The organism is Corynebacterium sp. NPDC104732 (assembly GCF_055583565.1).
In genome coordinates, this window is the sequence record NZ_JBVJNS010000004.1 from 147,446 (window position 1) to 173,572 (window position 26,127).

Below are 26,127 nucleotides of genomic sequence, written 5' to 3' on the forward strand. Positions count from 1 at the left end.
AGGGTAGTGAAATCACTTAAGAAGAGTGGAGGATCATCCGGAGAAACTCCCGGCGCGGCTTAGACAGCACACCGCCGAGCACCAGGTCATCGCCCACAATGATCCCCAGCGCACGGAGTACATCCATCGTCTGCCGGGTGAGTGAATCCACCTCTGCGAGCGTCGTCCGCTGACCCGTCCACGCCATGCCTTCCAGGATGAACGTCGTCGCGGCACCAAACGGCATAGAAGAGATCAGAGCGATGAGTCGCAGCCAGGCAGCGTCATTGCCGCGAGTATCACGCTCCAAAGGGAGGCGGTGAGCAATGTGATGCCAAGTATCAAGGGCAGTGGTGAGGCCGAGTCGGGTGTCATCGAGGTCGAGCAGCTCCACCAGACGCGCGTCAGAGAGTACCGGCTCAATCATCTTCGCGGCCTCTGACTCGGTGACATCCGCCGGGGAGTCGATGTTCAAAAACGCAATGAGCTGGGCAGTCTCCCACATCCCAGTGCGGAAAATCAGGTCCTGCAGGCTGGGTTTGACCTCAGCCATCTTGGCAAACACCCACCGCTCGGCATCAAGCTCGCGGTTGACCGCTTTAATGTCAAAAAATCCTTGCTCGAGCGTTCCCTCACCATCAATGCACAGTGTTTCCAGGCGCGGAGAGCGCTGAATCTCTGATACTAACGAGATATCGATAACCAGAGGATCCGCAAACCTAGATAAAAATCGCAGGTCAGCGACGCGCAGCAGCTCCCCCAATGTCACTGTTTCCGACGGCGTGCCGGCGGCATCGAAACGCACCAAAGTCGGCGCCGGCATGACCACCGGCGCTCCCTGCTCCGAGCCATCCAACTGTAGGAATGCGTGTTCGGCAGACTCCACAACATCGAAGGCGAGCTGGATAATCCGAGCGAAACGCTCCATCCCAATTTCTGCCGGGACCCGGAGCCGACGCCAACATCCGGCCGCAGCAGCCTGAATCAGCAACGCGTGTCCCGGCGCCGCAGGCTCGCGACGCAACGGGCGCTGCCGTGCTGGGTCAGTTACTGGTACGAAGCTCACATCTTGTGATGCTAAAGGCTAAGTGACGCTTTGGCAGCACAAGTATGTGGCAGTGCCCGTCGCACAGCCCGCCATGATACGCGCCACGGGGTGCTTGAGCAGGTACTTTTCCGCTTTCGCTGCGCCGACAACAGCTAGCGCAAGACCGCCAACAATCGCCCACGTGCGCAGTGGCGAGCCCAAATCCCCCGCGGGAGCATCCGACTCCGGCCCGGGTGTGTCTCCAATATCGCCAATGCGCTGCTTTACCCTGTCAATAACAACAGCAGGGTCGTTGTTGGGGTCATCATCAGTTGAATTAATGTAGGCCACCGTCCCCACGCCAGCAGCAAGCGTAGCGACGCGCTGCCATGGTTTCCGAAGCGCAGTGGCAAGCCCCACCGAAGTAGCAAGAATCAGATCATCCATAGCTACTAGTATGGCCTCATGTTTGGATTTTTGAAGAAGAAGGCCCCCACCGAACACACCGCCGCCACCATGACCAACACGCCGTTGAGCAACGAACTGACCATGATGCTGGCGCAGGAACTGCCTCTGTTGGATTCCCAGGACCGGGTGCGGGTCTACGAAATCCTCGAAAACTATGATGGCCCCACCATCACCACGCAGGACGATCTTCCCACCGAAATCAAGGACCTCCTGGACCTGTATTAGTGCGCAGGCCCAGCCAAATGTGAGCGATCCCCCAGAATGGGGACAGCCACCCGGACGAAACAGGGGGTAGCCTTGATGGCGTGATTAAACAACAAGTACTGACAGGTTGGGGTCGTACCGCCCCGACAACTGCGCAGGTATTGTCCACCCCAGACGTGGAGCAGATCGTCCGCGCAGTCAAGGAAGCTGCCGAGAAGAACGACCGTGGTGTGATCGCCCGTGGCATGGGTCGCTCCTACGGCGACCCTGCCCAGAATGCTGGTGGCCTTGTCATCGACATGCAGCCGCTGAACCAGATCCACTCCATCGACACGGAAACCGCCATCGTCGACGTAGACGGTGGTGTGACCCTCGATCAGCTGATGAAGGCGGCCTTGCCATACGGCCTGTGGGTCCCCGTCCTTCCCGGCACCCGACAGGTGACCATCGGTGGCGCTATCGGACCAGATATCCACGGCAAGAACCACCACTCCGCTGGCTCCTTCGGCGATCACGTGGTGTCCATGGAACTGCTGGTGGCGGATGGCCGCATCCTGCACCTGGAGCCAGAAGGCACCCCGGACGATCCGAAGGGTGAGCTGTTCTGGGCCACCGTGGGTGGTATGGGCCTGACCGGCATCATCCTGCGGGCACGCATCAAGATGACCCGCACCGAAACGGCCTACTTCATTGCCGACGGCGACCTGACCGCGAATCTGGATGAGACCATCGAGTTCCACTCCGACGGCTCCGAGAAGAAATACACCTACTCTTCCGCCTGGTTCGACGCGATCTCCCCAGAGCCAAAGCTCGGTCGCGCAGCTATCTCTCGTGGCTCCCTGGCTACCCTCGCACAGCTGGAGGAGCTCAGCCCGAAGCTGGCGAAGGATCCGCTGAAGTTCAACGCCCCGCAGCTGGTCACCGTGCCAGACATCTTCCCATCCTTCACCATGAACAAGCTGTCCATGATCGCCATCGGCGAGCTGTGGTGGCTCAAGTCCGGCACCTACAAGAACCAAGTGCAGAACCTGACGCAGTTCTACCAGCCACTGGACCTGATCGGCGAGTGGAACCGCGGCTACGGCAAGAAGGGTTTCTTGCAGTACCAGTTCGTGGTTCCGCGCGAGGCTGTGGAGCCGTTCAAGGAGATTGTCAAGGACATCCAGAAGTCCGGCCACTACTCTGCGCTGAATGTGTTCAAGCTGTTCGGTGAGGGCAACAAGGCTCCACTGTCCTACCCAATGCCTGGCTGGAACGTCTGCGTGGACTTCCCAATCAAGCCGGGCCTGGGCCAGTTCCTGGATGAGTTGGACAAACGAGTCATGGAGTTCGGTGGCCGCCTGTACCTGGCTAAGGAATCCCGCACCTCGGCGGAGAATTTCCACCAGATGTACCCGGGCATGGCTGATTGGCTCAAGATCCGTAATGAGATCGACCCGACCGGTGTCTTCGCGTCCGATATGTCCCGTCGCCTCGAATTGGGAGGAAAGTAAATGCTTAACGCAGTAGGAAAGCCCCAGCACATTGTGCTCTTCGGTGGCAATTCTGACATTGGACTTGCCATTGTTGAGGAGTTTCTCGACCGCGGTGCGGCGAAGGTCACTCTGGCTAACCGCACGCGTCCAGAGAAGGCTATTCAGGCCGTCGAGAAGCGTGGCGGCACGGCGGAGTTCATCGAGTTCGATGCGGTCGATTTCGATTCCCACCCTGCGGTTTTCGAGCAGATCACGGGCGATATTGACGTCGCCATTGTGGCATTCGGCGTCCTCGGTGACAATGAGGAGCAGTGGCAGAACCAGGCGAAGGCTGTGGAAGCTGCCCAGATTAATTTCACCGGTGCGGTGTCCGTCGGTACGCTGCTTGCGGAGCGTCTGAAGAAGCAGCAGCACGGCACCATCGTTGCGCTGAGCTCCGTGGCGGGCGTGAAGGTGCGTCGTTCTAACTTTGTGTACGGCTCCACCAAGGCCGGCTTTGATGGTTTCTTCACTCAGCTCGGTGAGGCACTGCGTGAGTTCGGCGTCAACGTTCTGGTTGTTCGTCCGGGTCAGGTGCGCACTAAGATGAGCGCAGGAGTTAAGGAAGCCCCGCTCACTGTGAACCGCGAAGACGTGGCGAAGGCAGTGGTGGCGGGCGTGCTGGATCGTAAGAGCGAGCTGTGGGTTCACCCTGCGTTCCAGGCGGTGATGCTGGTTCTGCAACACATTCCGAAACCTATTTTCCGTAAGCTGCCGTTGTAACAAAGAGAGATAATGAACGTCGCCGAGAACTACACCGCTGACAAACTCAGTATCCGCACCACTGTCCTCGCGATGTTCGCCACCGGGCTCGGCAGCGCCCTGTTTACGCTGGCATGTTGGTTGGTGCTTAAGACCACCAACCTGCCGGCGTTTGGTGGTTCATACGTTTCGCGCGCCTTATCGACGGCCGGGTCCATCATGGTCCTCGTCGCCGTCGGCGCGCTCGTTTTTTTCTGGCTTCGTGACGCCCACAAGGGGGCCAAGCCCCCGCGCTGGCGCGTCCTGCTGACCTACCTAGTCACATACCTGTCTCCGGCGGCTATCGTGGTGACCTCCGTCGGGCTGCCGTTGTCCGCGACGCGCCTGTACCTGGACGGCGTCACAATTGACCAGGGGTTTCGCACCCAGTTCTTGACTCGTCTGGCTGCAGAGCCGGGTTTGCCGGACATGAACTATGAGGGGATGCCCTCGTTCTACCCTGGTGGTTGGTTCTGGCTCGGTGCGCGCCTAGCGAATCTGTTAGGTCTGCCCGGGTGGGAGGCCTACCAACCGTGGGCCTTGGTTTCCATCGGTGCTGTGGCGTGCGTGCTGGTGCCCCTGTGGCAGCGTCTGACGGGAAGCCTGCCGATTGCTGTGACGATTGCCCTAGTCAGCATCGCGATTTTCCTGGTGATGAGTCCGGAGGAACCCTATGCGGGCATTGTCGCTTTGGGTATCCCGGCTGCTGCTGTGCTCATGTCACGCACTATGGATAACAGTTGGCCGGCGGCCACTGCCCTCGCTGTGTACCTTGGTCTTTCCGCGGCAACGTACACGATCTTCACGGCAGCCATCGCGATGAGCGTGGTGGTGATTGCTTTGATGTACGCGTTGCTGATTGAGCGTTCGTTCCAGCCGGTGCTCAAGCTGGCAGTGGTGGGTATCAGCTCGTCGTTGATCGCGCTGGTGGTGTGGGGGCCATACCTGTGGCAGATCCTCCGGGGCGCCCCGATCAGTAATTCCAGCGCTACCCATTACTTGCCGTGGGAGGGCACGCAATTGCCGCTCCCCTTCTTTTCCTTCACCCTGATTGGGCTGTTGTGCATGATCGGCCTGGGTTTCCTGGTGTTCCGTTTCCAGGATCACGATGTGCGTTCCCTCGGAATTACCCTTGTCATTGTCTACGGGTGGATTGTGGCGTCGATGGTGTTCACGCTGTCCGGGAATACGCTGCTGGGGTTCCGGCTGGACATCCTGGTGACGTTGATTTTGGCTACTGCCGGAGTGCTGGGCATTGCTGACCTGCGGCTTAATGGCCTGCCACGTGTCTGGCCAGAGCAGCTGTCTGCCCGGGCCCGCATTCAGATTTCCGCGGCGATGGCGGTAATCCTCTTCGCGGCGGGGGTCTCCTATGTGCAGCGCATCCCCAACCATGCTCGGGTGGCCATTGACTTGGCCTACACCGATACCGATGGCTACGGTGATCGCGCGGATCGCTTCCCGGCGGATTCCGCGAAATACTTCGCTGAGATCGACTCTTTCATCCAGTCTGAGGGGTACCAGCCAACGAGCACGGTCGTCCTCACAGATGTGAAGGACTTCATGTCCTTCTACCCTTATTATGGTTTCCAGGCTTTTACCGGCCACTACGCTAATCCGCTCGGCCGGTTTGAGGAGCGCAATAAGCTCATTGAAGAGTGGGCCACCCGTTCCCATACGGATCTGAAGGACCCGCAGCGGTTCCAGGCGGAGTTGCAGAAGGCTCCGTGGCGGTCGCCGGATGTGTTCATCCTTCATGGTGATGCCTCGGATCCGAAGAGCACCTGGAAGTACGATCTGGCTGAGGACATTTACCCGAATAATCCGAATGTCCGATTCCGTGGGGTTTTCTTTAATCCAGCGGTTTTCGAAGGTTGGCATGTCAAGCAGATCGGTCCGCTTGTGGTAGTTGTTAAGCCAGTGACGTAAAGTATTTGTTTGTGTCAAAAGCAGCGAAACAAGCCCCGAACTGGTTAAAATCCACCGCGATCATTTCTGGTCTCGTCGGATTTCTACTTTTCGTCCTCACACCGTTCCTGCCGGTCAGCCAAACACAATCCTCGTTTGACTGGCCCCAGAACGGCCTAAACAGCGTCAACGCACCGCTGTTGTCCTACGCACCGCAGGAGATCAACCTGGAAGTTCCGGTGGCTGCGACGAAGAAGATGCCGGAGAACCAGTGGATGGTGCTCGGTACGCTTCCTGCTGATTCTAAGGACGCTACGGCGCGCGGGTTGTTCGTGCGCTGGACGGCGCAGGGCTTGGACGTGGTGGTTCGTGACCGCGTCCCGCTGAGCGTCCCGAAGTCTAACCTGCCTACCGACGGCGTGTTGAAGGTATCTTCCACAGTAGAGAAAACCACGGTGTCCTTCGGCAACAAGTCTGAGACCATTAAGGGCGATTACCGCCCGCAGCTCACTGGTATTTACACGGATCTTCCGGGTGATGAGCGCATCGATGGCCTGTCCGCCCACGTGGAGGTGAACTCACGGTTTACCTCTAGCCCGAGCGCGATTAAGTACATCGCGATGTGGCTGGGCCTGGCGCTGACGATGGTGTCGCTGTGGTGCCTGCACCGCTTCGACACCCTGGATGGACGCACCTCGCGGAGTTTCTTCCCACCGGAGTGGTGGAAGCTTAAGCCTCTCGACGCCTTGGTCGGTGCCGTGCTGCTGCTGTGGCACTTCATTGGTGCAAACACTGCTGACGACGGCTACCTTCTCACCATGGCTCGCCTGTCACACGATTCGGGTTACATGGCGAACTACTACCGCTGGTTTGGCGTGCCAGAGTCTCCGTTCGGCGCCCCGTACTACGATCTGCTCGCCGTGATGGCGCGCATTTCTACTAGCTCCATTTGGATGCGCCTGCCTGGCCTGCTCGCTGGCTGGATCGTGTGGTTGCTCATTACGCGTGAGGTGCTGCCGCGATTGGGTACCCGGATTGGTGACCGTCGTGTCGCGCACTGGACTGCGGCGTTCAGCTTCCTAAGCTTCTGGATCGTCTACAACAACGGCACCCGCCCGGAGCCAGTGATCGCCCTTGGTGCTCTGCTGACCTGGGTGTGCATGGAACGCGCTATCGCTACCTCTCGCTTGTTGCCGGCAGCTCTGGCAGTCATCGTGGCGACGTTGTCTCTGGGGGCCGGACCGACGGGCCTGATGGCTGTTGCGGCGCTACTCGCTGGCCTGTCCAGCCTGATTCGCATCGTTTATCGACGCCTGCCGCTGTTGGGTGCTCCGCACGGCGGTAAGGGCACCTTCAGCGCTGTGCTGGCTATGGTGGCGCCGTTCCTTGCCTCCGGCACGGCGATTTTGTTGGCAGTGTTCGGTGACCAGACGCTCACCACCGTGATCGAAGCGATTAGGGTTCGTGCGGAAAAGGGTCCGGCGTTGTCCTGGTACCAGGAGTGGGTGCGCTACGAGTCCTTGATGGGCCAGACCGTGGACGGCTCGTTCACCCGCCGCTTCGCGGTGATCATGGTGTTCGTCTCCGTGGCGCTGGTACTGGCATCCATGCTGCGAAATGGGCGGGTGCCGGGCTCGGCGCAGGGCCCGTCGATGCGCTTGCTGCTCGTGTTCCTGGGCACTTTGTTCTTCATGATGTTCACCCCAACCAAGTGGACTCACCACTTCGGTGTGTGGGCCGGCATTGGCGCCGCCATGGCTGGCCTGGCTGCCGTTGCGCTGTCGCACATGGCGCTGAAATCTGCCCGCTCCCGCACCTTGCTGTTCGGTGGCATCCTGTTCATCCTGGCGTTCTGTCTTTCCGGACCTAATGGCTGGTGGTACGTCTCCAGCTTCGGGGTGCCATGGTATGACAAGACTGTCCAGCTCAAAGGCATCGAAGCTTCCAGCGTGATGCTGGCGATCTCGCTGCTCGTGCTGTTCATCGGCGTGGTGCAGTCCTTCGTGTCTGACGTGCGCACCGCACAAGCGGAGGCCGCTGGCGAACTGGATCAGCTGAAGGCGTCGAGAAGCGCGCGCCTAGAGCGGTTCCAGGGCCTGGCAGCCTCTCCTATCGCCGTTGTCTCCGCCCTGGTGATGGTCTTTACCGTCCTCAGCCTGGGCAAGGGCTTTGTGTCGCAGTACCCGGCGTACTCCGTGGGGCTTGGTAATTTCCGTTCTGCGGTGGGCAACCACTGCGCGCTGGCGAATGACGCGATGCTGGAGACCAACTCCAATGATTCCTTCCTCACCCCACTGGACGGCTCCGAGCTGGGCACCTCCCTGGAGGTGAGCAACCGAGGGTTTGACGCCAACAACATCCCGGCCACTATCGATACTGAGTCTGTGGGTATCGATAAGTCGGAGGGCACCATCGGTGGCGCGACTGCATCGGACTCCACTACCGAAATCGGCGGCGGCCAAACCACCGGTAACTCCGGCGGTGTTCGCGCGGATGTCGGCGTGAATGGCTCCCGCGCATCCCTCCCGTTCGACCTGGATTACAAGAAAATCCCGCTCGTCGGCTCCTACACGGAAGGACCACAGTTCCCAGCTGAGGTCACTACCGCGTGGTACGCCCTGCCACAGCGTTCGGAAACCACCCCTATCGTGGTGATTTCCGCAGCTGGTCGCATTTACCACCACGACATCAACGGTGTGGAACAAAAGGGTCAGAAGCTGGTCCTTGAGTACGCCACCGTCAATGACTCCCAGGTCACTGGCCGCGGCGAAATTGAACCGCTCGATATTGGCCCTACCCCATCCTGGCGCAACCTGCGCGTACCGATGGATCAGATCCCTGCCGAAGCTAACGCCGTCCGTATCGTCGCAGAAGACCGAAACCTGGACCCAGAACAGTGGCTGGCCTTCCTGCCCCCACGTGTCCCAGAGCTTAAATCCCTCAACGAGGTCATCGGCTCCGAAGATCCCGGCCTGCTCGACTGGGCGGTTGCACTCCAGTTCCCATGCCAGCGCACCTTCGGCCACTACGCCGGTGTCGCCGAGCTGCCGAAGTACCGCATCGCACCAGATCACCCAGGTAAAGTTACGCTGTCGCCAGTGATGGACTACGCCGGCGGTGGCGTGCTGGGTGTGACGGAAGCCGTCAACACCTCCATCGAAATCCCTGGCTACCTTAAGAACGACTGGCACCGCGACTGGGGCTCCATCACCCGGTACTCGCCACGCACCAACGTCCGCGGGCAAGTCCCCGACGTTGCTGTAATCCATCACGAAACGATCCAGCGCTCCGGCCTGTGGAACCCGGGGAGGATGCAGACCGCGGAGTAGTCTTCGGGTATCGGTAAGTCACGCACGTTTGCTGTGCTTATCGACGCCCTATCCCCGCGCCACTCGGCGTGATGGTGTTGTAGTCATAGCAAAACCCGCTGTCAGGGATTATCCGACAGCGGGTTGAGACACCGAAGTCCCCATCCATTGGGGACTTTTTCGGGTTAAGTAGCAAAATGTGTGTCTGGTCGGCGTGTCACAGGTCGGACACTTTTGTATTGCTACTGCACTTCTGGGGGCTCTGATCACGGACCCTGAAGTTTCTTCCTAAAACCCGGGAAGCATTTCCCGGATCTCGGGCCCAAAACAGTGAAATAGCAGGTGTGAAGCCTAAAAGATCACCGAGACCCGGGGAACGCTTCCCGGGTTTTGCGGAGTTAAGCAGCACAATGCGTGCCCGGCCAAGCACTGGTGCGTTAGTAGTCAGCTGGCATAGCCGTTGACGCAACAGGACCGGTCGGCCGGTTTCCCGGTTGGCGTGGGTTTCGTTTGCCCCAGTGCCAGCACACTACGTGGTCGAGGAGGGATGCGATGAGTAAGCACCCTGCTGCAGTAGAGGTCGCCTCGATAAAGACCTGATCATTTACGCGGGTAGGGGTCGGCGGTGCAGAAGGCATCAATAAGCGAACCTGCGGCCCAGACTCCATCGGAAGATACCTCACGAGGCTGCAGCATCGGTCATTGCGGCTAAGCCGACAGCATAAGCAGGAAGGCCCGAAAAGTTCGCCGCGTGTGTGATCAGCTCTGGTTGTGGTGCATCGCCACCTGTGGTGCTTTTTGTCCCTGGCAGATCGGGCATCGGGTCGGTTCTTAGCCACCGGAGTTAGGTAACCTCACCTTTTGGTACAGGTGCGGTATCACTCGCGGTATTGAACAAGATTTGTGGGTTTATAAGGCCCGAAACAATATGCAGCACCTGTTTACATGCTCTGACCTGGCTTTCCTGCAAAATTCAGACACACTTTTGCTACTTAACCCCACTTTTTCATTGTGTCAACGAATACCGGTTAAGGATTGTGGTGGCCAGCGGCATTGAGCAGGAGCAGTAGGTCACCGATGGTGTAGTCGCCTTGAAGCATGGTGTTCAGGTCACCGACGGGCAGGTTGCCACCGAGGTCTTTCACCAGGCCACCTAGTGCGCCGGCGGCATCGCCTTCCAGGCCGGCTGCACTTCCGAGCTGTTCGGCCATTCCTCCGGCCTGGTCAGCTGGCATAATGCCCATTGCGCCGGCAGCTGCTAGGAGTGCAGCGATTAGCTGCTTGTTGGATTCACCTAGGTTGCGGTCTGCTGCTACTACTTCTCCTGGGCGGAGAACGCCACCGAAGCCGGAGAATCCCCTCAGCTGGTCTGGGGTGCCGTTGAAGAGGTTCATATCCACCGGGGTGTTGATGCCGGTGACTCGGCCGTCGCCGGTGCGCTGCCAAAAAGCCATCTGTTCCCAGCCTCCGGGGAGATTATCAGGAACATCGTTTTGGTATGCCGCAAACCATAGTGGGTAGTGGGCGAACTCTGTGGTGTTCTCCATATCCTGTTGCCAGAAGTAGCGGTAGGTGTAAACGATAGGTTTGCGGCCGGTGAGGCGTTCAGTTTCCTTCAGGAAGGTGCGTGTCCAGTCTTTTAGTTGTGCAGGACCTAGCCCGTCGGTTTGTTCCAGGTCCATTACTGGTGGCAGATCCTGCTGGTGTGCGCTGTATGCCTTCGCAAATTCTGCAGCTTGGGCTGCTGGGTCAGAGCCGGGACGAGCGTAGTGGTAGGCCCCGACGGTCAGGCCGTTGGCTTTTGCCTGCTGAATATCGTGTGTGTATTGCGGGTTTTGGTAGCCGATGCCTTCGGTTGCCTTGACGATAGCGAACTCTTGCGATTGGTTCACCGTGGCCCAGTCGATGGAGCCTTGCCAGCTGGCAACGTCGACGCCGGAAGGCGCCTTGTGGCTATCAGCTACCGCCCCGGGGGCGAGCAGGAAAGTGGCAGATAACAGCAGTGGAAGGAGTGCCTGTCGTGTCCGTCGAGTAATACGCATGACAACAAAGGTACACAACTTTCACACAAGTCACGCGAGTAACACGTAAGAATTGTCAGTTTTCTTTGCACGCACCGCCTGCCAATACACCCAGATGAACAACGGGTATATCAAAATCGTCAGCGCGACATAGTGCACAACGAGCCAGAACTCCGAAGGCCACAAAATATTCCACACAAAATGCAGCAATAGACCAGCAACAACCCACCACAGACCCCGCAAAGAGTCACGACGGAACATCGCCAAGCCAATGCCCCACCCGGCAAGAGCTGTGAACACGATATGCAGGCCAGGTCCGGCCACCATTCTGGTAAACCACATTTCCACAGCGCCGTTGAAATCACTGTTGGGGTCGAGAAGCGCGCCCGTTGCGCCATAAATCACATTTTCATGCACCTCAAACCCCAAGCCAACCAGGCCGCCGGTGACAAAACCGTGCCAAGGTCGATTGAGTTTACGGAAGGCATACAAAATAATGACAACCCCAAACGCTTTGGAAAGCTCCTCCGGGTAAGCTCCCGAGAATGACGCTGCGACGGGCTCCCAGCCCAACTTGTCAGTGATGTTTGTCCAGCCAGTGGATGCGGGAAAAACCAGGGCTACGGACATCCCCGCTCCCCATGCCACACAGCTGAGCCACCATAACGACCCGGCGTTGGGCCACAGCGGACCGGCGCGAAACAGCAATGTACCTGCTACCAGGTACAACGCACCAAACAACAGGCCCACCCAGGTGCCAACGGAGGAAAGCAACGCATTGGCAAGCACGGCCACGACGGTCGCGGGGAGCACAATGACAGCTAACAGCCACATCAAGAGGGTTTTATTCACGCTGCTGTTCCAATCTCGTTCAGGTCTGGGCGCTTATCCTCGTTACCGCGAAGGTTGTGGAGGACCAAGTCTGTGTACGGATCTTGCTGTTCTCCGCTCACCACCACGACCAATGTTTTTCCTTCTTGATCGCCGACACCTTGTTGCGATAGTGCAATCGCATCTTTGGTCTCGTACAACAGCACATTGCCTTCATAGGCAAAGGACCCCAGTTTTGGTTCCGAAATGGTCATCGCACGTATTCCACGCTTAAGCGAGTTTTTCTGGTCGATGACGTTGTCCATCACGATGCTGGAGACTGTCGCTCCTTCACAGAGCCAAGATGTGTACATCGAGTCGTCGTCTTTTTCGCACACCAAGGGACCACCGTCGGGCCACTCGAGGGGGATCTCCCAATCAGAGGCTTTTTCCCCTAGTTTCACTTGAGCTCGATCGTCGTCAAGGTCGGGAACGATGGGGTCTACTGCGTTAGGAATGATGAGCAACGCCGCGACGAGGCCTGTGATTTTCCAAACCTGGAGGCGGGGTTTCAGTCGGTAAGACGGCATGAACACTAGAATAGTGCGGTATGGACAATCTCTATCAACACGTCAATGGCAGCTGGCTTGCCAGCCACGTCATCCCTGATGATCGCGCCGTAGATGGCACTTTCCATAAGCTGCGCGACGATGCCGAAGCTGCAGTCCACGAGCTGGTCAAGGACCATCCGCTCTACACCGGCTTCATGGATGTTGAGACTTTGAACACCCTCGGCGTTGGTCCCCTCGACGCTGACTTCGGGCTCATGGAACTCCCACTGACCGAGGCGCTGGGCAAACTCTGGCGCACCGGTGTTTCCGCGCCGATCGGTGCATACATCGCCAAGGATTCGGCCTCCGAGGAATCCTTGGTGTACCTCTACCAAGCCGGGCTGGGGCTTCCCGACGAAGCCTACTACCGCGAATACCCAGAGATTTTGGCCGCCTATGAACAGCACATGGCCCGTATGCTTGAGTTCCTCGGCAAGTCCGATCTGGCCCCGGCTGTGATTGAGCTGGAGAAAAAGCTTGCTGCCGCGCACTGGAGCAACGTGGAAGCCCGCGACGCACAGAAGACCTTCAACCCCTGCGCCTTTGATGAACTGCCGCAGCCGATCCAGGAAATCCTGCGAGCAGCAGGTATTCCGGAGTACCGCGTCATTAACATGATGCCGTCGTTCACCACGACTCTGGCTGAGCTGCTCGAGTCTCAGGACTGGAAGCCCTGGCTGACGTGGAACATTTTGAGTGAACGTGCGGCGTACCTCACCGAGGAAATCTCCCGCGCCAACTGGGAGTTTTACGGCCGTGTCCTTACCGGCGCCACCGAACAGCGTGACCGCTGGAAGCGCGCCGTGGAGTTGGTGGAATCCATGGTGGGCGAGGAGATTGGCAAGGCTTACGTGGCCAAGTATTTCCCTCCTGCGCATAAGGAGGAAATGGACCGTCTGGTCGCCAGCTTGCTTGATGCCTACGAAGCTCGCATTTCTGCCCTGACCTGGATGACTCCGGAAACCCGCACCCGCGCCCTGGAAAAGCTGTCGAAGTTCCGCGCCAAGATCGGCTATCCAAACGAGTGGCGCTCCTTTGACGCGCTGACCTTTGGGGATAGCCTGCTGGACAACATCCGCACGGCTTCGGCGTTCAACCACGACTACGAAGCGGCCAAGGTGGGCAAGCCCGCGAATCGCGACGAATGGGTCACCACCCCACAAACCGTCAACGCGTTCTACAACCCCGTGGTCAACGACATCACCTTCCCGGCAGCGATCCTGCAGGCGCCCTTCTTCGACCCCACCGCCTCCGACGCCGTCAACTTCGGCGCCATCGGTGCAGTCATCGGCCATGAGATCGGACACGGCTTCGACGACCAAGGCTCGCATTACGACGGCGATGGCAACCTCAACTCGTGGTGGACCGAGGAAGACCGAGCCGCGTTCTCTGAGCTCACTTCCAAGCTGGTTACCCAGTTCGATGGCTTGATTCCGTCCGTTTTGGCCGGTAGAGAAGGAATCAAGGGCGTCAACGGCGAGTTCACCCTAGGCGAAAACATCGGTGACCTCGGCGGACTCGGCATCGCCGTCACCGCCTACCTCATGTCTGGCGGCTCCCGCGAGGAACTGCCAGAATTGTTCCTTTCTTGGGCACGGATCTGGCGCACCGCGATCCGCCCGGAAATGGCCGAACAGTACCTGGCCATCGATCCGCACTCCCCTGCCGAGTTCCGTTGCAACGTGATCGCAGCCAACATCGACGAATTCTACGAAGCCTTCGAGGTCGGCGAAATGGCGATTCCGGAAGCCGAGCGGGTTCGCATCTGGTAGAGCTTCCCGATGTCGGATTTGGTAACGCAAACCGTACTTTTGACCGTTCAAACGTCAGATTGCATTACCAAATCCGGCAAGAACCACTACCATCAACCCGCGCAGGTAGTAACCGATGAGTTCGGGTGGCGCGGACATGCCCATGCCGCTATCGCCGTAGCTGAGCCTGGTGACCCGTCGGGGCTGTCCGCGCTGATAGGATCCCCACGCGAACGCTGCGAACAGAGCTGTGGCGCCGATCCAGGTGAGATGCCACATGACGGCGCAAAAGAGCGTCCCGACCAGGGCATGCACCACAACCACCCCGATCTCCCACACCATTGACCGCTGAAGTTTGCGCAGGTCAGCGCACCGATACACTCCCGCTCCCAGCACTGTCCAGGCGAGCGCGAAGACGAGGAGTCCCGCTGGGCCTAACGCGTTGGCGGTGGCAATGGCCGTCGTAAAGTGCAGTGCGCCGAGCAGCAGCAGGTAGGAGCGCCTGAGGTAGCGACGCACAACGAGCGGGCCGCGCGCAAGGATGCGCCAGGAGACCCAGGTGGCGGCGAGGGCGTCGGAGGCAAGCTCATTGTCTTGGACATGCAGGCTGGCCAGGCCGATTGTCCGGGTGCGGCCAGCTTGCAGCAAGGTCGCCAGGCTAGCTTTACGACGCATCCCCCACGCCACTCTCACCCCGAGAGCCAACACTGCCAGCAGTGGCTGCCCAACGCTCGCCCCCACCAAAAGGCCGAATGCGCCCGTGGCGACCAGCTGTATGACAGAATCAGCGTCCCAGCTGCGCATCCGGTTGTATGGGCGCTGTCGATATACCCAGCGCAGCTCAGCCATTGCCCGCAGCGGCATGATCTTTTCCAACAATACGATGAAAAGGCAGACGGCTATAACAGCCGCAACAAGCGCCATCTCCCGAGGAACCACCGCCACGTCCAGGTGGGAACGCTGCTCCAGCCAACCAACCGCATTCCAACCAAAGCCCAGAACAAATCCTCCCAGCACCACCGGGTAGAGCCAGCCCGAAACGTTCTCTAAAAAGGACATCACAGGGCAATTACTTCATCACACGCTGCCAAGATCGCCGGAGAGTGGGACGCAACCAAAACGACCCGGTCTCCGGATAGTTCGCGCAGCTCAACAGCAAGAAAATCAGTCCAGTCAGAGTCCAAATGGCGCTCTGGTTCGTCAATAATGCTCACATCGGCGGGAATCGAAAGTTGCGACGCCAAGAACACGCGCTGACGCTGACCGCTGGATAACCAGATCGGCGGATGTGGCAGCAAATCCCCCAGCTGCCAAGAGTCAACCACCTGATCAAAAGGCACCGGCAGCAACTCCAAATGCTCAGCCACCGTCAGATCTGGATAAAAGATCGGATCACCAATCCGCACTATCGGCCGCTCCCCAGCACACACCACCTCCCCTGAGATGGGAGCCAGCTCACCAGCGATAGTCAGCAGCAACGTAGATTTTCCGGAACCGTTAGGCCCCGCGAAACCATACATTCCTGGTTTAAAATCGCGAGCCAACGAACCCAAAGGCAGCTTGTAACCGTAGGAGACATCGACGTGGAGCATGGCTTCGAAGATACTCCCGTGCCGGATTTGGTAACGGAAACCATACTTTTACCCGCTCAAACGTCAGTTTGCATTACCAAATCCGACAAGTAACTCTAAACTTACTCAGTAAGGAGGAGATTGAAAACGATGTCCGTCAAATTCGCGTTACTGACGCTGCTGGTGGATCACCCCATGGGGGTCGCCCAGCTGCAACATGCTTTCCATGACTGCACCGACCGCACCTGGCCGCTGAACATTGGCCAGGTGTATCAAACTGTTAAGCGTTTGCAGCGCGATGGCCTGGTAGAGATCACCGGTCGGGAGGGTAAAGCGGACATTTTTTCGCTTACCGCGACGGGGCGTGCGGAGCTTACTCGTGAGCTGGCAGTGGCCGTCGAGAAGCCGGCGGATGACCGCGATGAGTTGGTGATTCGGATGGCCGTCGTGAAGGAGCGCGGGCCGCTTATCAAACTTCAGCGGGAAGCAAACATGGCTCGGCTGCGTGAGCTCGTGCGCACCCCGGCGGAGGGGGCGGCGGAGCTGCTGAAGCAACGACAGATCTTTGACCTCGAAGCGGAAAGCCGCTGGCTCGACTACCTGGAGGAACAGCTATGAAGCTCGACAATGTCACCTACACCGTCACCGACGGCGCCCGCCCCCGCACCATCCTCCGCGGCGTCTCGCTCGAGGTCGCACCCGGTGAACTCGTCGCGGTCATGGGCCCCTCCGGCTCCGGGAAAACCACCCTGCTCCGCATCGCCGGGCTGCTGGAAATGCCGACCAGCGGACGCGTGCTTATCGACGGCCTAGACTGCTCCCTCCTCACCCCTAACGCGCGCGCTGACCTGCGACGCGACAAGCTTGGCTTCGTGTTTCAGGACTACAACCTGATTCCTTCCCTCACTCTCCTCGAAAACGTCGCGCTTCCTCTGGAACTCGCGGGAGTATCCGGCGCCCGTACCGCCGCACTGGAAGAACTGTCCGCGCTGGGACTCGCTGAGGTCGCTGCTCACTTCCCGTCCGATGTCTCCGGAGGTGAACGACAACGTGCTGCCATTGCCCGCGCCTTCATCGGGTCCCGCACCACCTTGCTCGCAGACGAACCCACCGGCGCCCTCGACACCGCCACCTCCGATAAGGTCATCCGGCTGCTCCGGGAGAAAATCGACGCCGGTGCCTCCGGGCTACTCGTCACCCATGAACCGCGACTCGCCGCCTGGGCCGACCGCACACTGCACTTGAAGGACGGTGAGCTGCAATGATCCGCCTGGCCTGGAGGGACATCCGAAAGTACTGGGGTAGATCACTCGTCGCAGTGCTCCTTTTCGCGCTGCCCGTGACCTTCTTTGTCAGCTTTTTCAGTGTGCTGTCCACTTCGATATATCTGGATGAGCACCCGGAAAACACGCTCACTTACGTGCAAACTGACTCACCACCCGGCGACGGGTTCTCCCCTGTGTTCCGTGGCTACTTGAAAGGCACTTCTGGCGACCTTTCGACCAGGCTCTGGGTTACGGCGCTCCCCGAATCTGCCGCCAATGAGGACCTGAGTATCCCGCCTGCGGGCACCATTGACTTGCCGGTGAATCCGGCGGGAGCGATCGGGGTGGACATCGGGGACACAGTAAATGTTGGCGGAGTCCCCGTTACGGTTCATGACCTGCACTATCACCGGAACGCCATCGCGAACATCTCTGACTTCAGTTCCCTCGATAGCAACTGGTGGCTCGTGGAGCACCAGCCACCAACCACATATCTCCAGCTGTTCAGTGCAGATCCCATGCCACCAAGCTTGGGAAACATCATCACGCATGGCTTGGTAACCTCTGTGCTGTTTGCCCCGGTCTGGGGAATCATCCTGATCCTCACCGCGGGACTGGCCGCACCGATTTTCACTGTGGCACATGCGCGAATGCGTAACACCCTCGAATTACTTAGCTGCACCGGCGCGCGTCGTAGCGCTATTCGTCTGCTCTTCCTAGCCGAGGGGCTGATGCTCGCAGCGCTGGGAGTTTTCCTCGGTTTGCTCTCATCCTGGGCTATCTCGGAGGCCACAATCCAGTATTTGTTGGGCTGCTCAGTGCGCTGGGATTATCACGCGGGCGCACTGTTTTCCGCGCCGATGATCCTGGCGGCAGCGGTGGCCTCCCAGTTGCCGTTACTCGGCGGACAGCGTCGCACCCCTCCGCGCTGGGTAGCGATACCCGGTCCAGTGCTCCTCCTCGGCGGTATCGCACTTATCTTTACAACCGCACAGTGGCTGGTCCTCGGGGTGATGCTCATTGTGATGGGTGGCGCACTGTGCGGGTTGACAGCTGTAACGTTGCTGGGCTGGTGCGCGCCACGACTGCCACTGCTCGAGGCGATGGCGGCACGCAATGCTTTTCGACATTTTCGACGCAGCAGTGCCGCGATTGGCGCCATCGTCCTCACTACCCTGGCGACCACGGGCATCGGATTGTGGGCCACCATCTTTATGGAACCGGATGGTGTCCTGACCGAAGGTGTGCTGGCAGCACCCAACATTGAAGTAACCACACCCGATGGTTACGCAGCAACGTTGGATGATCTCGAAGCGGATTTTGGGCCGCGTATCGATCTATACAGCGCTGGGCCGACCGATCAACAAGGCTACGGAGGCCCCTGGATTGACCTGGGGATCGGTGATGTACAGTTGGTCACCACCCCAGAGCTCCTGGATCGGCTCAACCTGCCGGTGGAGGTACGGAACCAGGCGAAAGCCAAGCTCGCTGAGAGAACACCTGTGTCTGCCAGGGAGCTCGGCATGGAACGACCGGGCGAGCTTCTCACCCCAGACATGGCGTCGGGCCATCTGATTTACCGGGGTAGTTTGTTCCCGAACAGCCCTTCCGCTTGGCAGCTGGTCGAACTGCAGCGCCTCAGCCAGCGCTCTGGCATGGAGCTGACGGCGGCTAATCATTCCGCCGTCACGCGGGCCATTTCTGGAACCACGATCGCGTTCTGTGTGGTGTTTGTCTTCGCGATCGTCGCCACGATCCTGGCTCTGACCACATTCGAATCGCGTCAGGACCGCCAGCGATTGCACGATGTCGGCGCTGGCCCACGGGCACTCCGCCGATACCGCATCAGCCAGCTACTCATGCTGGCCCTCCCCGGCCTAGCAATCAGCGCGCTGGCATCCTTGCTGATGTGGTGGGCCAGCCTCCTTTAAAGGTCTCGCCAGATGAGCTCCGCAATCACCAATGGTTCTTCCGAATCCGAGAACACACCAGTGATATTGCGGGGCGATGGCACCCGGGAGGCACGCAGATACTTGACAGGCAACAGGCGGCGTGGCAAGCGCAGCTCAAAGGACCGACCGACGCCGTTGATTTTGGCATTAGCAAAGACGCGTTCTTCAGAGGCGTCTTCGATGACCACTTCGGTGACCTCCGTGGAGGGAGTCTGCCCGCTTCCCTTTATCTTAAGGATCTGGGGTTTGGCGTCGCTACGCTGCGCTTCATTGTCACCTGCCAAGATGACTCGCACGATTTCCCCGACGGCAACAGGGTCATACGTGGCCTTCGTGAGGTAGCGGGTACCTAACACGCTGTGTTCCAGCTGCCCCACCGAGCCACCGTCGAGCTCCGCGCTGCGGTAGGTGACGGGAAGCTGCAGGTAGCGATCCGCCTCGTCGGTGCCGATAACGAAGTCGATCCCCACCTCACCCGCTGGATCTACCAGGCGAAAAGCGCCTTTTTCTTGAAAGTTTGGCCACCAGGCACGAAGAACTTCTTCTTTACTGGGGGTCAGTTCTGCTGCGAGAATTTCTGCTACACCACTCATGACCGCCAGTGTATGCGCTCCAGCTCAAGGAGGTATTGTTTCGTCTCCAGTCCGCCCAGGTAACCACCCAGCCCATGTGCCCCCACCACGCGATGGCATGGTACCAGGATTGGCAGCGGATTCCGGGCACAAGCCGTCCCCACCGCACGAGCCGCATGTGGCTTGCCCAGCTGTTTCGCCAGCTCACCGTAGGTTTTTGTTTGGCCATAGCTTATCGACGACAACTGCCGCCGCACCTCGTCTCCAAAGGTTTTCGGCGTAGCTCGATCCAAGGGCACCTCAAAGATCTTCCGCTCACCAGCGAGGTATTCCACGATTTCGGCCCTAGCTTGTTGTTCGAAGGGGGTAGGGTTTTCGCTGCTGTGGGCGTCGAAAAGCACCTGCTTAATGCCTGTTGCTGAGGAAACCACGGTGAGGGGCCCGAGGGTCGTATCGAAGCACAACATATACTCCACTTTATGGACGATTTTGTTGTCGGTGGTCAAGACCGCGAACTCACTCCCGAAGAACAGCTCGCGGAAATCACCTGGTATTTCGAGGAACACTACCCACTGTCGGACCAGGAGGATTGGCTGGCCCGCCTCCCCGATCGCCTCACCCACGCCGCAATGATGCAGCTCGGCGCCGCAGCGGATCACGAGATGCCCGGCGTGCTGTACTCCGAAGGAATTCGGTTGTCGGAACACGGGCTCGGCGTGCTATTCACCCCGTCTCACCCCACTGGGCGCACCGCCGTTGCGTCGTGGGGACGCCCAGACGGCCCCGCCACCGACAACTACTGGTACCCGCTCGTCGCAGCCGCCGCACAGCTGTCCGGCACCACCATCTTGGTAACAAACCAGGTGGCAGAGGCTAAATCCTTCGCACCCACCGCCTGGGGGCTCGCCGACGGTTGCCCACTCGTGGAAGATGCCGGCTACGACAATTACCTCCTCACCCGACCAAACGGCGACTGGATTCAGACCCCCGCCGCCGCACGGGATGAAATTAAGGCTGTGGCGGAGTTTCTGAATGGGTACTAGATCCGCCTAAGATCCACGCCTTTTTCTGTGAGTGGCAGCCCGTCTGTGATCCAGTGTGGGCGGGCTTTTTCTGCGACAGTGCTGGTGCCATCGGCGCGGACGACGCGCCACCAGTTGGTCTGGTGGCCGTGGTCTCGCATGATTCTTCCTACCTGACGAGCGCTACATCCAACGGCATGTCCGATTTCCCCGTAGGTGGCGACTTGACCCGCGGGGATTCGATCTACAAAATCGAGTACCTGCTCGATCACTGGAATTGGCTGAGGTCGATCCCCTGGAGCGGGTCTTCTTCGCGTCCTTCCTCGATGGGCTCGGGTACCTGGGCAAGCGTGAAGGTGGCGCCAGTAGAGTCAGCGATCAGTGCCATGCGACCGAAGTCGGAGTCCCATGGTTCCCGGACGATGGTGCCGCCGAGTTCCGCGACTTTGCTTGCTGCTTCATCCACGTTGAGCACGCCAAGGTAGGTTTGCCAGAAACTTGGAACCTGTGGTGGGAATTGGCCTTCGGCATCCCAGATTCCCGCGAACGGCGCCCCATCTTCCAGCACGGTGGTGTACTTAAAGTCGCCGTTATCGTTACCCAAGGAGTTAGTCATCCAGCCGAAGAGCTCTTCGTAAAATTCGACGGCACGCTCGTATTTAGCTGTCGCGGTGAGCTCGTACCAGGCGCAGGTTCCTGGTTCGCCCCCGGCAACGAAGATCTCGTCGGTGTGCATGAGACCGAACAGGGCGCCTGCTGTATCGACACAGATCGCGATTGTGCCACGTGTTACTTCGGTTGGTTCGACGAGTACTCGGCCACCGAGTTCAGCGACCCGCAGTACTGTGTTGTCGAGGTTTTCGGTGTAGAAGTAGGTGATCCAGGCGTCTGGGGTGCTGGCGTCGGCCTGGGCGACAAAGCCGGCTACGGGGAGGTTTTGGGAGCGGGCAATGCGATAGTCGGCGTCGTCACTTGTGTCCCAACCCAAGATTTCACTGTAGAAGCGGGAGGTTTTGCGGATGTCGGAGGTAGACAGCTCTACCCAGATCGGCATTCCGTGGCGTGCTTCGAATGCGGGCATGGCTACATGTTCCTCCACTTTTCGTAGTCAAAGTCATCGTTGGCTGTGGCTTCATCGAAGTAGTCGTCGTCTTCGGCAGCGGTGACTTTAGCGCAGTTTGAGCCGATGCACACAACATCACCGTGTCGTAGTGTTTTGCCGCGGCGGGTGTCTACCTCACCGTTGACGGTGACGTTACCGGCAGCGATGACTTCCTTGGCTTCCCCGCCTGTTTCTACGAGGTTGGCCAGCTTGATGAACTGGCCTAGTTTGATGGTTTCGTCTTTGATTCCGACGTCGTACATAGTGAAGGAGCTTACGCCAGTTTTACGGCAGTACCAGTTGCACTAACCATGAGCATGTTATTTGCTTGCCCCATGGCGGAATAGTCCAAGCTCACCCCTACAACTGCATCGGCGCCCAGTTCCTGAGCCCGTTGTACAAGCTCTGCGAGGGCATTTTCACGGGCGGCAGCTGCTTCGCCCTCGTAGGATTCTGCGCGACCGCCAACGATGTTTCGAAATCCTGCGGTGAAGTCTTTGAAAGCATTGATGCCGACGATGGTTTCTCCAGCGACGACACGGAGGTATTGGCTGATTTCGCGTCCCTCAACGCAGTTGGTGGTGGTGACGATCATACTTGGTCCCTTGGTTTGATGGTCATGTTTTCAATGTTCATATGTGCTGGTAGCGAGGCTACCCAGCGGACAGCTTCCGCGATGTCCGCGGCAGTGAGGTTGAGCTTGTCTGCGTATACGGCATCCGCTTTGTCTTTGTCCCCTTTGAAGCGGATGAGAGAGAAGTCCGTTTTTACGCGGCCAGGATCGATTTCGGTGATCCGCAGTGGCTGGCCTTCCATTTCTTGGCGCAGCACTGTGGTCATTGCACGGACGCCAAACTTTGCGGCGTTGTAGCCAGCGCCACCTTTGTATGGGGTGAAGGCTGCGATGGAGCCGATGTTGATGATGGTGCCTTCGGCTTTCAGCAGTTTGTCCAGCAGTGCCCGAGTGACGTTCAGGGTGCCGATCACGTTGGTTTCATACATCCAACGCCAATCGTCGACGTCGGCGTCGGCAATAGGATCGAGGCCTTTCGCACCACCTGCGTTGTTAACGAGTAGGTCAAGGGAGTCGATCTGCTCAGCCAGTCGGGTTACAGATTCGATATCGGTGACATCAAGTTCGACAGCAGTTCCTCCGATGCGATCCGCGATGCTCTTCAGACGGTCAACACGACGAGCAGCAACGATGACTTGCCAGCCATCTTTAGCCAGCGCTTCAGCGGTCGCTTCCCCAATGCCACTTGACGCTCCAGTTACCAGTGCAGTCTTTGTCATAGTCACTACTTTAGGTCGGACGAGCCAACTACGCGGTTGTTTATCATTCCTGTGGCCTCCATGAGCGCAAAACAAGTGGTGGGACCAACAAACTTGAAACCTCGAGCTTTAAGCGCAGTTGACATTGCTATGGATTCGGCTGAGGTTGTTTGTGCAGTAGTAAGGAATTCCGGTTGGGTCCATTCGGTGGGTGCAAAACTGGATAGGAATGTGAGTAAGCCGCCATCATCCCGCAGTTCTTGTACACAACAAGCATTGGTTATCGCAGCGCAAATCTTTTTTCTATTGCGGATGATGGCTGGGTTGTTCAGCAGTCGTTCAATGTCGGCTTCGTTGTAATCAGCAACGGTATCAACATGGAAGTTCGCAAATGCTTCCCGAAAAGCCGCTCGCTTTTTCAACACGGTTTCCCAAGAAAGCCCAGCTTGGAACCCCTCTAGTACGAGCCGCTCAAAGGCATCGTCCTCTGTGGTTAGTGGCTTACCCCATTCGTAATCGTAGTAGTCCTGCATTAAGTCAGATGTTGTCGCCCACCTCGGCCTGATGCGCCCATCGGAGCAGGTAACAAGTCCTTTTTCGTTAATTTCAGCGTTCATGACCCTATTTTAAAATGCTGTCCGGACACACCTCACCCAAATTAGAACATATGTTCGCGAACAACCCTCCGCACCTACCTGCAATAAAAGACTATAAAGTATCACAGTTAGGCCACAATCCGGCCTCAAATGCAGTCAAAACGCCAGGACAGACTATCTATCGAATACATGTTCCCTCCAAACATCTCTAGCATCGAGGGCATCCCCAAACATAAATCTAAGGAGAATAACACATGGGAATTTTTGACAAGGCTAAAGAAGCTGCAGCTAACAACCCAGATAAGGTGGATCAGGCTATCGATAAGGCTGGCGACGCTATCGACGCCAAGACCAACCACCAGCACGAAGAGCATGTAGACCGCGCTCAGGAGCTAGCAAAGGACAAGCTCAAGGGCCAGTAACCCCACCAACCCCCAAACCGCAACCCCAAAGAGTGCGTACCCCCACGGACAGTTGCGGTTTTTTCGTATTACCAGACAACACGACATAAATAGCGCACCTGAAACCTTGTCTAAAGCGCAGTGCTAATATCTACATTGTTCAAACGTCAACATTTTGGGAGCTAGCTATGAAAATCGCTATCGTACTTGGATCTGTGCGCGAAGGTCGCTTCGGCAAGCAGGTAGCCGACTGGGCGCTATCACACATCGAAGGCGCTGAACTGGTTGACCTCAAGGAATTCAACCTCCCAGTATTCACCGGATCCGTCCCACCGATGGCGCAACAAGGAAAGTACGACGTCCCCGAACAGCAGGCCTGGGGCAACGCAATGGGGCAATACGATGCATTCATATTTGTCACTGGCGAATATAACCGTGGCATTCCAGGAGCCTTAAAGAACGCCATCGACTCCCTCGGCGTAGAGCTCGCAGGAAAACCAGCTGGATTTATCTCTTACGGCTACGACGGCGCCATCCGGGTTGTAGACCAGCTACGCACCGTCCTCGGCAACTTCTCCATGCGCACCACCCGTGCGCAGGTCTCCGTCAATCTGAACAACGAGAATGTCGATGGCACCTTCACCCCTGCCGCACACCAAGTTGGCACCCTTGCTCAGGTTGTGGAGCAGCTTCAGGCGTAAGTAAAATTCTGCATTTCGGCCCGAAAAATAAGGAATCCACGGCTCGAAATGCAGAATTTTACTTACGCTTATCTTGGTGGCGCGATCGCCTGCGAAGTGATCGCAACACTGTGCCTTGAACCCGCCCTCACTCATGTGGCTCTGTGGCCGATTGTGGTGGTGGGCTATGCCAGCGCGTTCTTCTTTCTCAGCCGCACCCTCAAAGCCGGCATGGGGCTTGGTGTCGCTTATGGCTTATGTTCCGCGATTGGAGTCGCACTCACCGCGATCGCCGCCACTGCACTGTTCCATGACCCGATCTCACCGCTAGCAGCATTCGGGCTAGCTCTCATTGTCGTCGGCGTTTACCTGGTACAAGCATGATTTACTTGCTGGCCGCTATCGCCTCAGAAGTTTGTGGCACATTGTTACTGCGAGTCGCGACTTTCGGTAACCGCTGGATTTTCCTCCCTGTAACGATCCTGTATGTGGTGTCCTACCTCTTCCTCGCACTCACCCTGAAATCAGGCATGCCCCTCAGCATTGCTTATGGACTCTGGGCAGCCCTCGGGCTGCTCGCCACCACACTGCTGTCTGCAATCCTCTTCCATGAGCGCATTAGCCGAAAGATGATGGCAGGGCTTGCGCTCATCACCCTCGGGGTTTTCTGCGTCGAACTAGGCTAGCCGCACGCGATGCCTGTCGAATGCACCGGGCAGTAACCTCCTGGGTTTTTATGCAGGTACTGCTGGTGTTCTTCTTCAGCGAGGTAGAAGGGCTGCATGTCGGTCACCTCGGTGGTGATGGCTGGGTACCCGTGGGCAGCGAGTTTGGCGCCATAGGCGTCGACAAGCGGGCGTACCTTCTCAGGCTCGTGGGTGCAGATAAGCGACCGGTATTGCGTGCCGACGTCATTGCCCTGGCGATATCCCTGCGTTGGGTCGTGAGCTTCCAGGGCGGCGCGCACGATGTCCTCTAGCGGGCAGTCGAAGACCACGCGGACCACCTCGGCATGTCCGGTGCGGCCAGTGCAGACTTCGCGGTAGGTCGGGTTGGGGGTGAACCCGCCGGCGTAGCCGACGGATGTCGACAGCACACCGGGCATCTCCCAGAACAATTTTTCGGCACCCCAGAAACACCCGATACCGATCAAGATGTCATTTCCTGGCATATCCAGGGCAGTTCCGAGCACGGCGTGGGGCGCTGGGGCGGGGTTGACTGGTGTCGAACCGCCAGACAAGGCGTTTTCAGCGGTGACCATGACAGGTTTCGGAGCAAACAAGAATCCCATATACGCCATCATATCGTTGCGGAATCCACAAACACGCCTATCATGGGTGGCACACGTTTGA

The 26,127-nt window shown here is 58.4% G+C and carries 30 protein-coding genes; 14 read left to right on the top strand and 16 right to left on the bottom strand.

The features are described 5' to 3' along the window. Positions 1-16 precede the first annotated feature (16 nt). Both ACZ6ZO_RS04660 and ACZ6ZO_RS04665 read right to left on the bottom strand, forming a co-directional pair. On the bottom strand, positions 17-1,045 hold the full coding sequence (locus tag ACZ6ZO_RS04660; protein WP_465290934.1) for an IS1096 element passenger TnpR family protein: 1,029 nt from the start codon (positions 1,043-1,045) through the stop codon (positions 17-19). Between the two features lie 18 nt (positions 1,046-1,063). After that, the gene (locus ACZ6ZO_RS04665) at positions 1,064-1,453 is read right to left on the bottom strand and encodes a hypothetical protein (protein WP_465290936.1); all 390 of its coding nucleotides are present in this window, start codon (positions 1,451-1,453) and stop codon (positions 1,064-1,066) included. Between the two features lie 18 nt (positions 1,454-1,471). On the opposite strand from ACZ6ZO_RS04665, the gene ACZ6ZO_RS04670 reads away from it, so the two are divergent. The 5 genes from ACZ6ZO_RS04670 to ACZ6ZO_RS04690 all read left to right on the top strand — a co-directional run bounded on the left by ACZ6ZO_RS04670 (position 1,472) and on the right by ACZ6ZO_RS04690 (position 9,170). Next, positions 1,472-1,699, top strand: coding sequence for a hypothetical protein (locus ACZ6ZO_RS04670; RefSeq protein WP_182385205.1), 228 nt, complete (start codon positions 1,472-1,474; stop codon positions 1,697-1,699). Positions 1,700-1,779: 80 nt separating this feature from the next. Then, the gene (locus tag ACZ6ZO_RS04675; RefSeq protein WP_465290938.1) at positions 1,780-3,171 is read left to right on the top strand and encodes an FAD-binding oxidoreductase; all 1,392 of its coding nucleotides are present in this window, start codon (positions 1,780-1,782) and stop codon (positions 3,169-3,171) included. Next, positions 3,172-3,915, top strand: coding sequence for a decaprenylphospho-beta-D-erythro-pentofuranosid-2-ulose 2-reductase (locus ACZ6ZO_RS04680; RefSeq protein WP_343158701.1), 744 nt, complete (start codon positions 3,172-3,174; stop codon positions 3,913-3,915). A gap of 12 nt (positions 3,916-3,927) precedes the next feature. Continuing rightward, the gene (locus ACZ6ZO_RS04685; RefSeq protein ID WP_465290940.1) at positions 3,928-5,862 is read left to right on the top strand and encodes a galactan 5-O-arabinofuranosyltransferase; all 1,935 of its coding nucleotides are present in this window, start codon (positions 3,928-3,930) and stop codon (positions 5,860-5,862) included. Positions 5,863-5,873: 11 nt separating this feature from the next. Next, positions 5,874-9,170, top strand: coding sequence for an arabinosyltransferase domain-containing protein (locus ACZ6ZO_RS04690; protein WP_465290942.1), 3,297 nt, complete (start codon positions 5,874-5,876; stop codon positions 9,168-9,170). A 1,007-nt stretch (positions 9,171-10,177) separates the two neighbouring features. Here the strand turns inward: ACZ6ZO_RS04690 and ACZ6ZO_RS04695 are convergent. Genes ACZ6ZO_RS04695 through ACZ6ZO_RS04705 form a run of 3 tightly spaced genes read right to left on the bottom strand, consistent with a single transcriptional unit; the run spans position 10,178 to position 12,570 of the window. Then, a complete protein-coding gene (locus tag ACZ6ZO_RS04695) occupies positions 10,178-11,191 on the bottom strand; it encodes a glycoside hydrolase family 25 protein (protein WP_465290944.1) in 1,014 nt (337 codons plus the stop codon). 30 nt (positions 11,192-11,221) lie between these two features. Further along, positions 11,222-12,022, bottom strand: coding sequence for a PrsW family intramembrane metalloprotease (locus ACZ6ZO_RS04700; protein ID WP_182385199.1), 801 nt, complete (start codon positions 12,020-12,022; stop codon positions 11,222-11,224). Continuing rightward, positions 12,019-12,570: a hypothetical protein gene (locus ACZ6ZO_RS04705; RefSeq protein WP_182385198.1), complete on the bottom strand. Its 552-nt coding sequence runs from the start codon at positions 12,568-12,570 to the stop codon at positions 12,019-12,021. The genes ACZ6ZO_RS04700 and ACZ6ZO_RS04705 overlap by 4 nt, the downstream gene beginning before the upstream one ends. Positions 12,571-12,590: 20 nt before the next feature. Between ACZ6ZO_RS04705 and ACZ6ZO_RS04710 the strand changes: the two genes are divergently transcribed. Then, complete coding sequence (locus ACZ6ZO_RS04710; RefSeq protein WP_465290947.1) at positions 12,591-14,363, top strand: M13 family metallopeptidase; 1,773 nt, start codon at positions 12,591-12,593, stop codon at positions 14,361-14,363. A gap of 54 nt (positions 14,364-14,417) precedes the next feature. Here the strand turns inward: ACZ6ZO_RS04710 and ACZ6ZO_RS04715 are convergent, their stop codons facing one another. Continuing rightward, entirely contained in the window at positions 14,418-15,401 is a 984-nt protein-coding gene (locus ACZ6ZO_RS04715; protein ID WP_465290949.1) for a hypothetical protein, read from the bottom strand. Beyond that, complete coding sequence (locus ACZ6ZO_RS04720; protein WP_182385193.1) at positions 15,401-15,934, bottom strand: ABC transporter ATP-binding protein; 534 nt, start codon at positions 15,932-15,934, stop codon at positions 15,401-15,403. Before ACZ6ZO_RS04720 ends, ACZ6ZO_RS04715 begins: the two co-directional genes overlap by 1 nt. A gap of 129 nt (positions 15,935-16,063) precedes the next feature. Between ACZ6ZO_RS04720 and ACZ6ZO_RS04725 the strand changes: the two genes are divergently transcribed. The 3 genes from ACZ6ZO_RS04725 to ACZ6ZO_RS04735 are packed head-to-tail and all read left to right on the top strand — an operon-like array spanning position 16,064 to position 19,109. Further along, entirely contained in the window at positions 16,064-16,531 is a 468-nt protein-coding gene (locus ACZ6ZO_RS04725) for a PadR family transcriptional regulator (RefSeq protein WP_208768249.1), read from the top strand. Then, positions 16,528-17,178, top strand: coding sequence for an ABC transporter ATP-binding protein (locus tag ACZ6ZO_RS04730; protein ID WP_465290952.1), 651 nt, complete (start codon positions 16,528-16,530; stop codon positions 17,176-17,178). Before ACZ6ZO_RS04725 ends, ACZ6ZO_RS04730 begins: the two co-directional genes overlap by 4 nt. Then, positions 17,175-19,109 carry a hypothetical protein gene (locus tag ACZ6ZO_RS04735; protein WP_465290954.1) on the top strand — a complete coding sequence of 645 codons (1,935 nt, stop codon included), beginning with the start codon at positions 17,175-17,177 and terminating at the stop codon, positions 19,107-19,109. Before ACZ6ZO_RS04730 ends, ACZ6ZO_RS04735 begins: the two co-directional genes overlap by 4 nt. Here the strand turns inward: ACZ6ZO_RS04735 and ACZ6ZO_RS04740 are convergent. Both ACZ6ZO_RS04740 and ACZ6ZO_RS04745 read right to left on the bottom strand, forming a co-directional pair. Then, complete coding sequence (locus tag ACZ6ZO_RS04740; protein WP_182385189.1) at positions 19,106-19,723, bottom strand: CG0192 family protein; 618 nt, start codon at positions 19,721-19,723, stop codon at positions 19,106-19,108. The two genes, ACZ6ZO_RS04735 and ACZ6ZO_RS04740, sit on opposite strands and share 4 nt — an antisense overlap. Next, positions 19,720-20,169, bottom strand: a complete 450-nt coding sequence (locus ACZ6ZO_RS04745) for a methylated-DNA--[protein]-cysteine S-methyltransferase (protein ID WP_182385188.1) — start codon at positions 20,167-20,169, stop codon at positions 19,720-19,722. Before ACZ6ZO_RS04745 ends, ACZ6ZO_RS04740 begins: the two co-directional genes overlap by 4 nt. A gap of 12 nt (positions 20,170-20,181) precedes the next feature. Between ACZ6ZO_RS04745 and ACZ6ZO_RS04750 the strand changes: the two genes are divergently transcribed. Beyond that, positions 20,182-20,745: a hypothetical protein gene (locus ACZ6ZO_RS04750; RefSeq protein WP_182385187.1), complete on the top strand. Its 564-nt coding sequence runs from the start codon at positions 20,182-20,184 to the stop codon at positions 20,743-20,745. Here the strand turns inward: ACZ6ZO_RS04750 and ACZ6ZO_RS04755 are convergent. From ACZ6ZO_RS04755 to ACZ6ZO_RS04780, 6 genes are read right to left on the bottom strand one after another with little or no spacing between them, the layout of a single operon-like run. Then, complete coding sequence (locus ACZ6ZO_RS04755) at positions 20,742-20,996, bottom strand: MGMT family protein (RefSeq protein ID WP_232843219.1); 255 nt, start codon at positions 20,994-20,996, stop codon at positions 20,742-20,744. The two genes, ACZ6ZO_RS04750 and ACZ6ZO_RS04755, sit on opposite strands and share 4 nt — an antisense overlap. After that, positions 20,993-21,805 (bottom strand): VOC family protein, encoded by an 813-nt coding sequence (locus ACZ6ZO_RS04760; protein WP_465290957.1) that lies wholly within the window; start codon positions 21,803-21,805, stop codon positions 20,993-20,995. Before ACZ6ZO_RS04760 ends, ACZ6ZO_RS04755 begins: the two co-directional genes overlap by 4 nt. 2 nt (positions 21,806-21,807) lie before the next feature. Continuing rightward, positions 21,808-22,089, bottom strand: coding sequence for an RNA-binding S4 domain-containing protein (locus ACZ6ZO_RS04765; RefSeq protein ID WP_182385185.1), 282 nt, complete (start codon positions 22,087-22,089; stop codon positions 21,808-21,810). 11 nt (positions 22,090-22,100) lie between these two features. After that, the gene (locus ACZ6ZO_RS04770; RefSeq protein ID WP_182385184.1) at positions 22,101-22,421 is read right to left on the bottom strand and encodes a YbjQ family protein; all 321 of its coding nucleotides are present in this window, start codon (positions 22,419-22,421) and stop codon (positions 22,101-22,103) included. Further along, positions 22,418-23,119 carry an SDR family oxidoreductase gene (locus ACZ6ZO_RS04775; RefSeq protein WP_182385183.1) on the bottom strand — a complete coding sequence of 234 codons (702 nt, stop codon included), beginning with the start codon at positions 23,117-23,119 and terminating at the stop codon, positions 22,418-22,420. The genes ACZ6ZO_RS04770 and ACZ6ZO_RS04775 overlap by 4 nt, the downstream gene beginning before the upstream one ends. A 5-nt stretch (positions 23,120-23,124) precedes the next feature. Further along, positions 23,125-23,715 carry a DNA-3-methyladenine glycosylase I gene (locus tag ACZ6ZO_RS04780; RefSeq protein ID WP_465290960.1) on the bottom strand — a complete coding sequence of 197 codons (591 nt, stop codon included), beginning with the start codon at positions 23,713-23,715 and terminating at the stop codon, positions 23,125-23,127. Positions 23,716-23,948: 233 nt separating this feature from the next. On the opposite strand from ACZ6ZO_RS04780, the gene ACZ6ZO_RS04785 reads away from it, so the two are divergent. The 4 genes from ACZ6ZO_RS04785 to ACZ6ZO_RS04800 all read left to right on the top strand — a co-directional run bounded on the left by ACZ6ZO_RS04785 (position 23,949) and on the right by ACZ6ZO_RS04800 (position 25,461). Further along, entirely contained in the window at positions 23,949-24,116 is a 168-nt protein-coding gene (locus tag ACZ6ZO_RS04785; protein ID WP_182385181.1) for an antitoxin, read from the top strand. Positions 24,117-24,283: 167 nt separating this feature from the next. Further along, positions 24,284-24,796: an NADPH-dependent FMN reductase gene (locus tag ACZ6ZO_RS04790; RefSeq protein WP_465290962.1), complete on the top strand. Its 513-nt coding sequence runs from the start codon at positions 24,284-24,286 to the stop codon at positions 24,794-24,796. A 48-nt stretch (positions 24,797-24,844) separates the two neighbouring features. Then, positions 24,845-25,159 carry a DMT family transporter gene (locus ACZ6ZO_RS04795; protein ID WP_465290964.1) on the top strand — a complete coding sequence of 105 codons (315 nt, stop codon included), beginning with the start codon at positions 24,845-24,847 and terminating at the stop codon, positions 25,157-25,159. Beyond that, positions 25,156-25,461, top strand: a complete 306-nt coding sequence (locus ACZ6ZO_RS04800) for a DMT family transporter (RefSeq protein ID WP_182385178.1) — start codon at positions 25,156-25,158, stop codon at positions 25,459-25,461. Before ACZ6ZO_RS04795 ends, ACZ6ZO_RS04800 begins: the two co-directional genes overlap by 4 nt. Here ACZ6ZO_RS04800 and msrA read toward each other — a convergent pair. Beyond that, on the bottom strand, positions 25,458-26,066 hold the full coding sequence (gene msrA / locus ACZ6ZO_RS04805) for a peptide-methionine (S)-S-oxide reductase MsrA (protein ID WP_182385177.1): 609 nt from the start codon (positions 26,064-26,066) through the stop codon (positions 25,458-25,460). The two genes, ACZ6ZO_RS04800 and msrA, sit on opposite strands and share 4 nt — an antisense overlap. Positions 26,067-26,127: the final 61 nt, after the last annotated feature.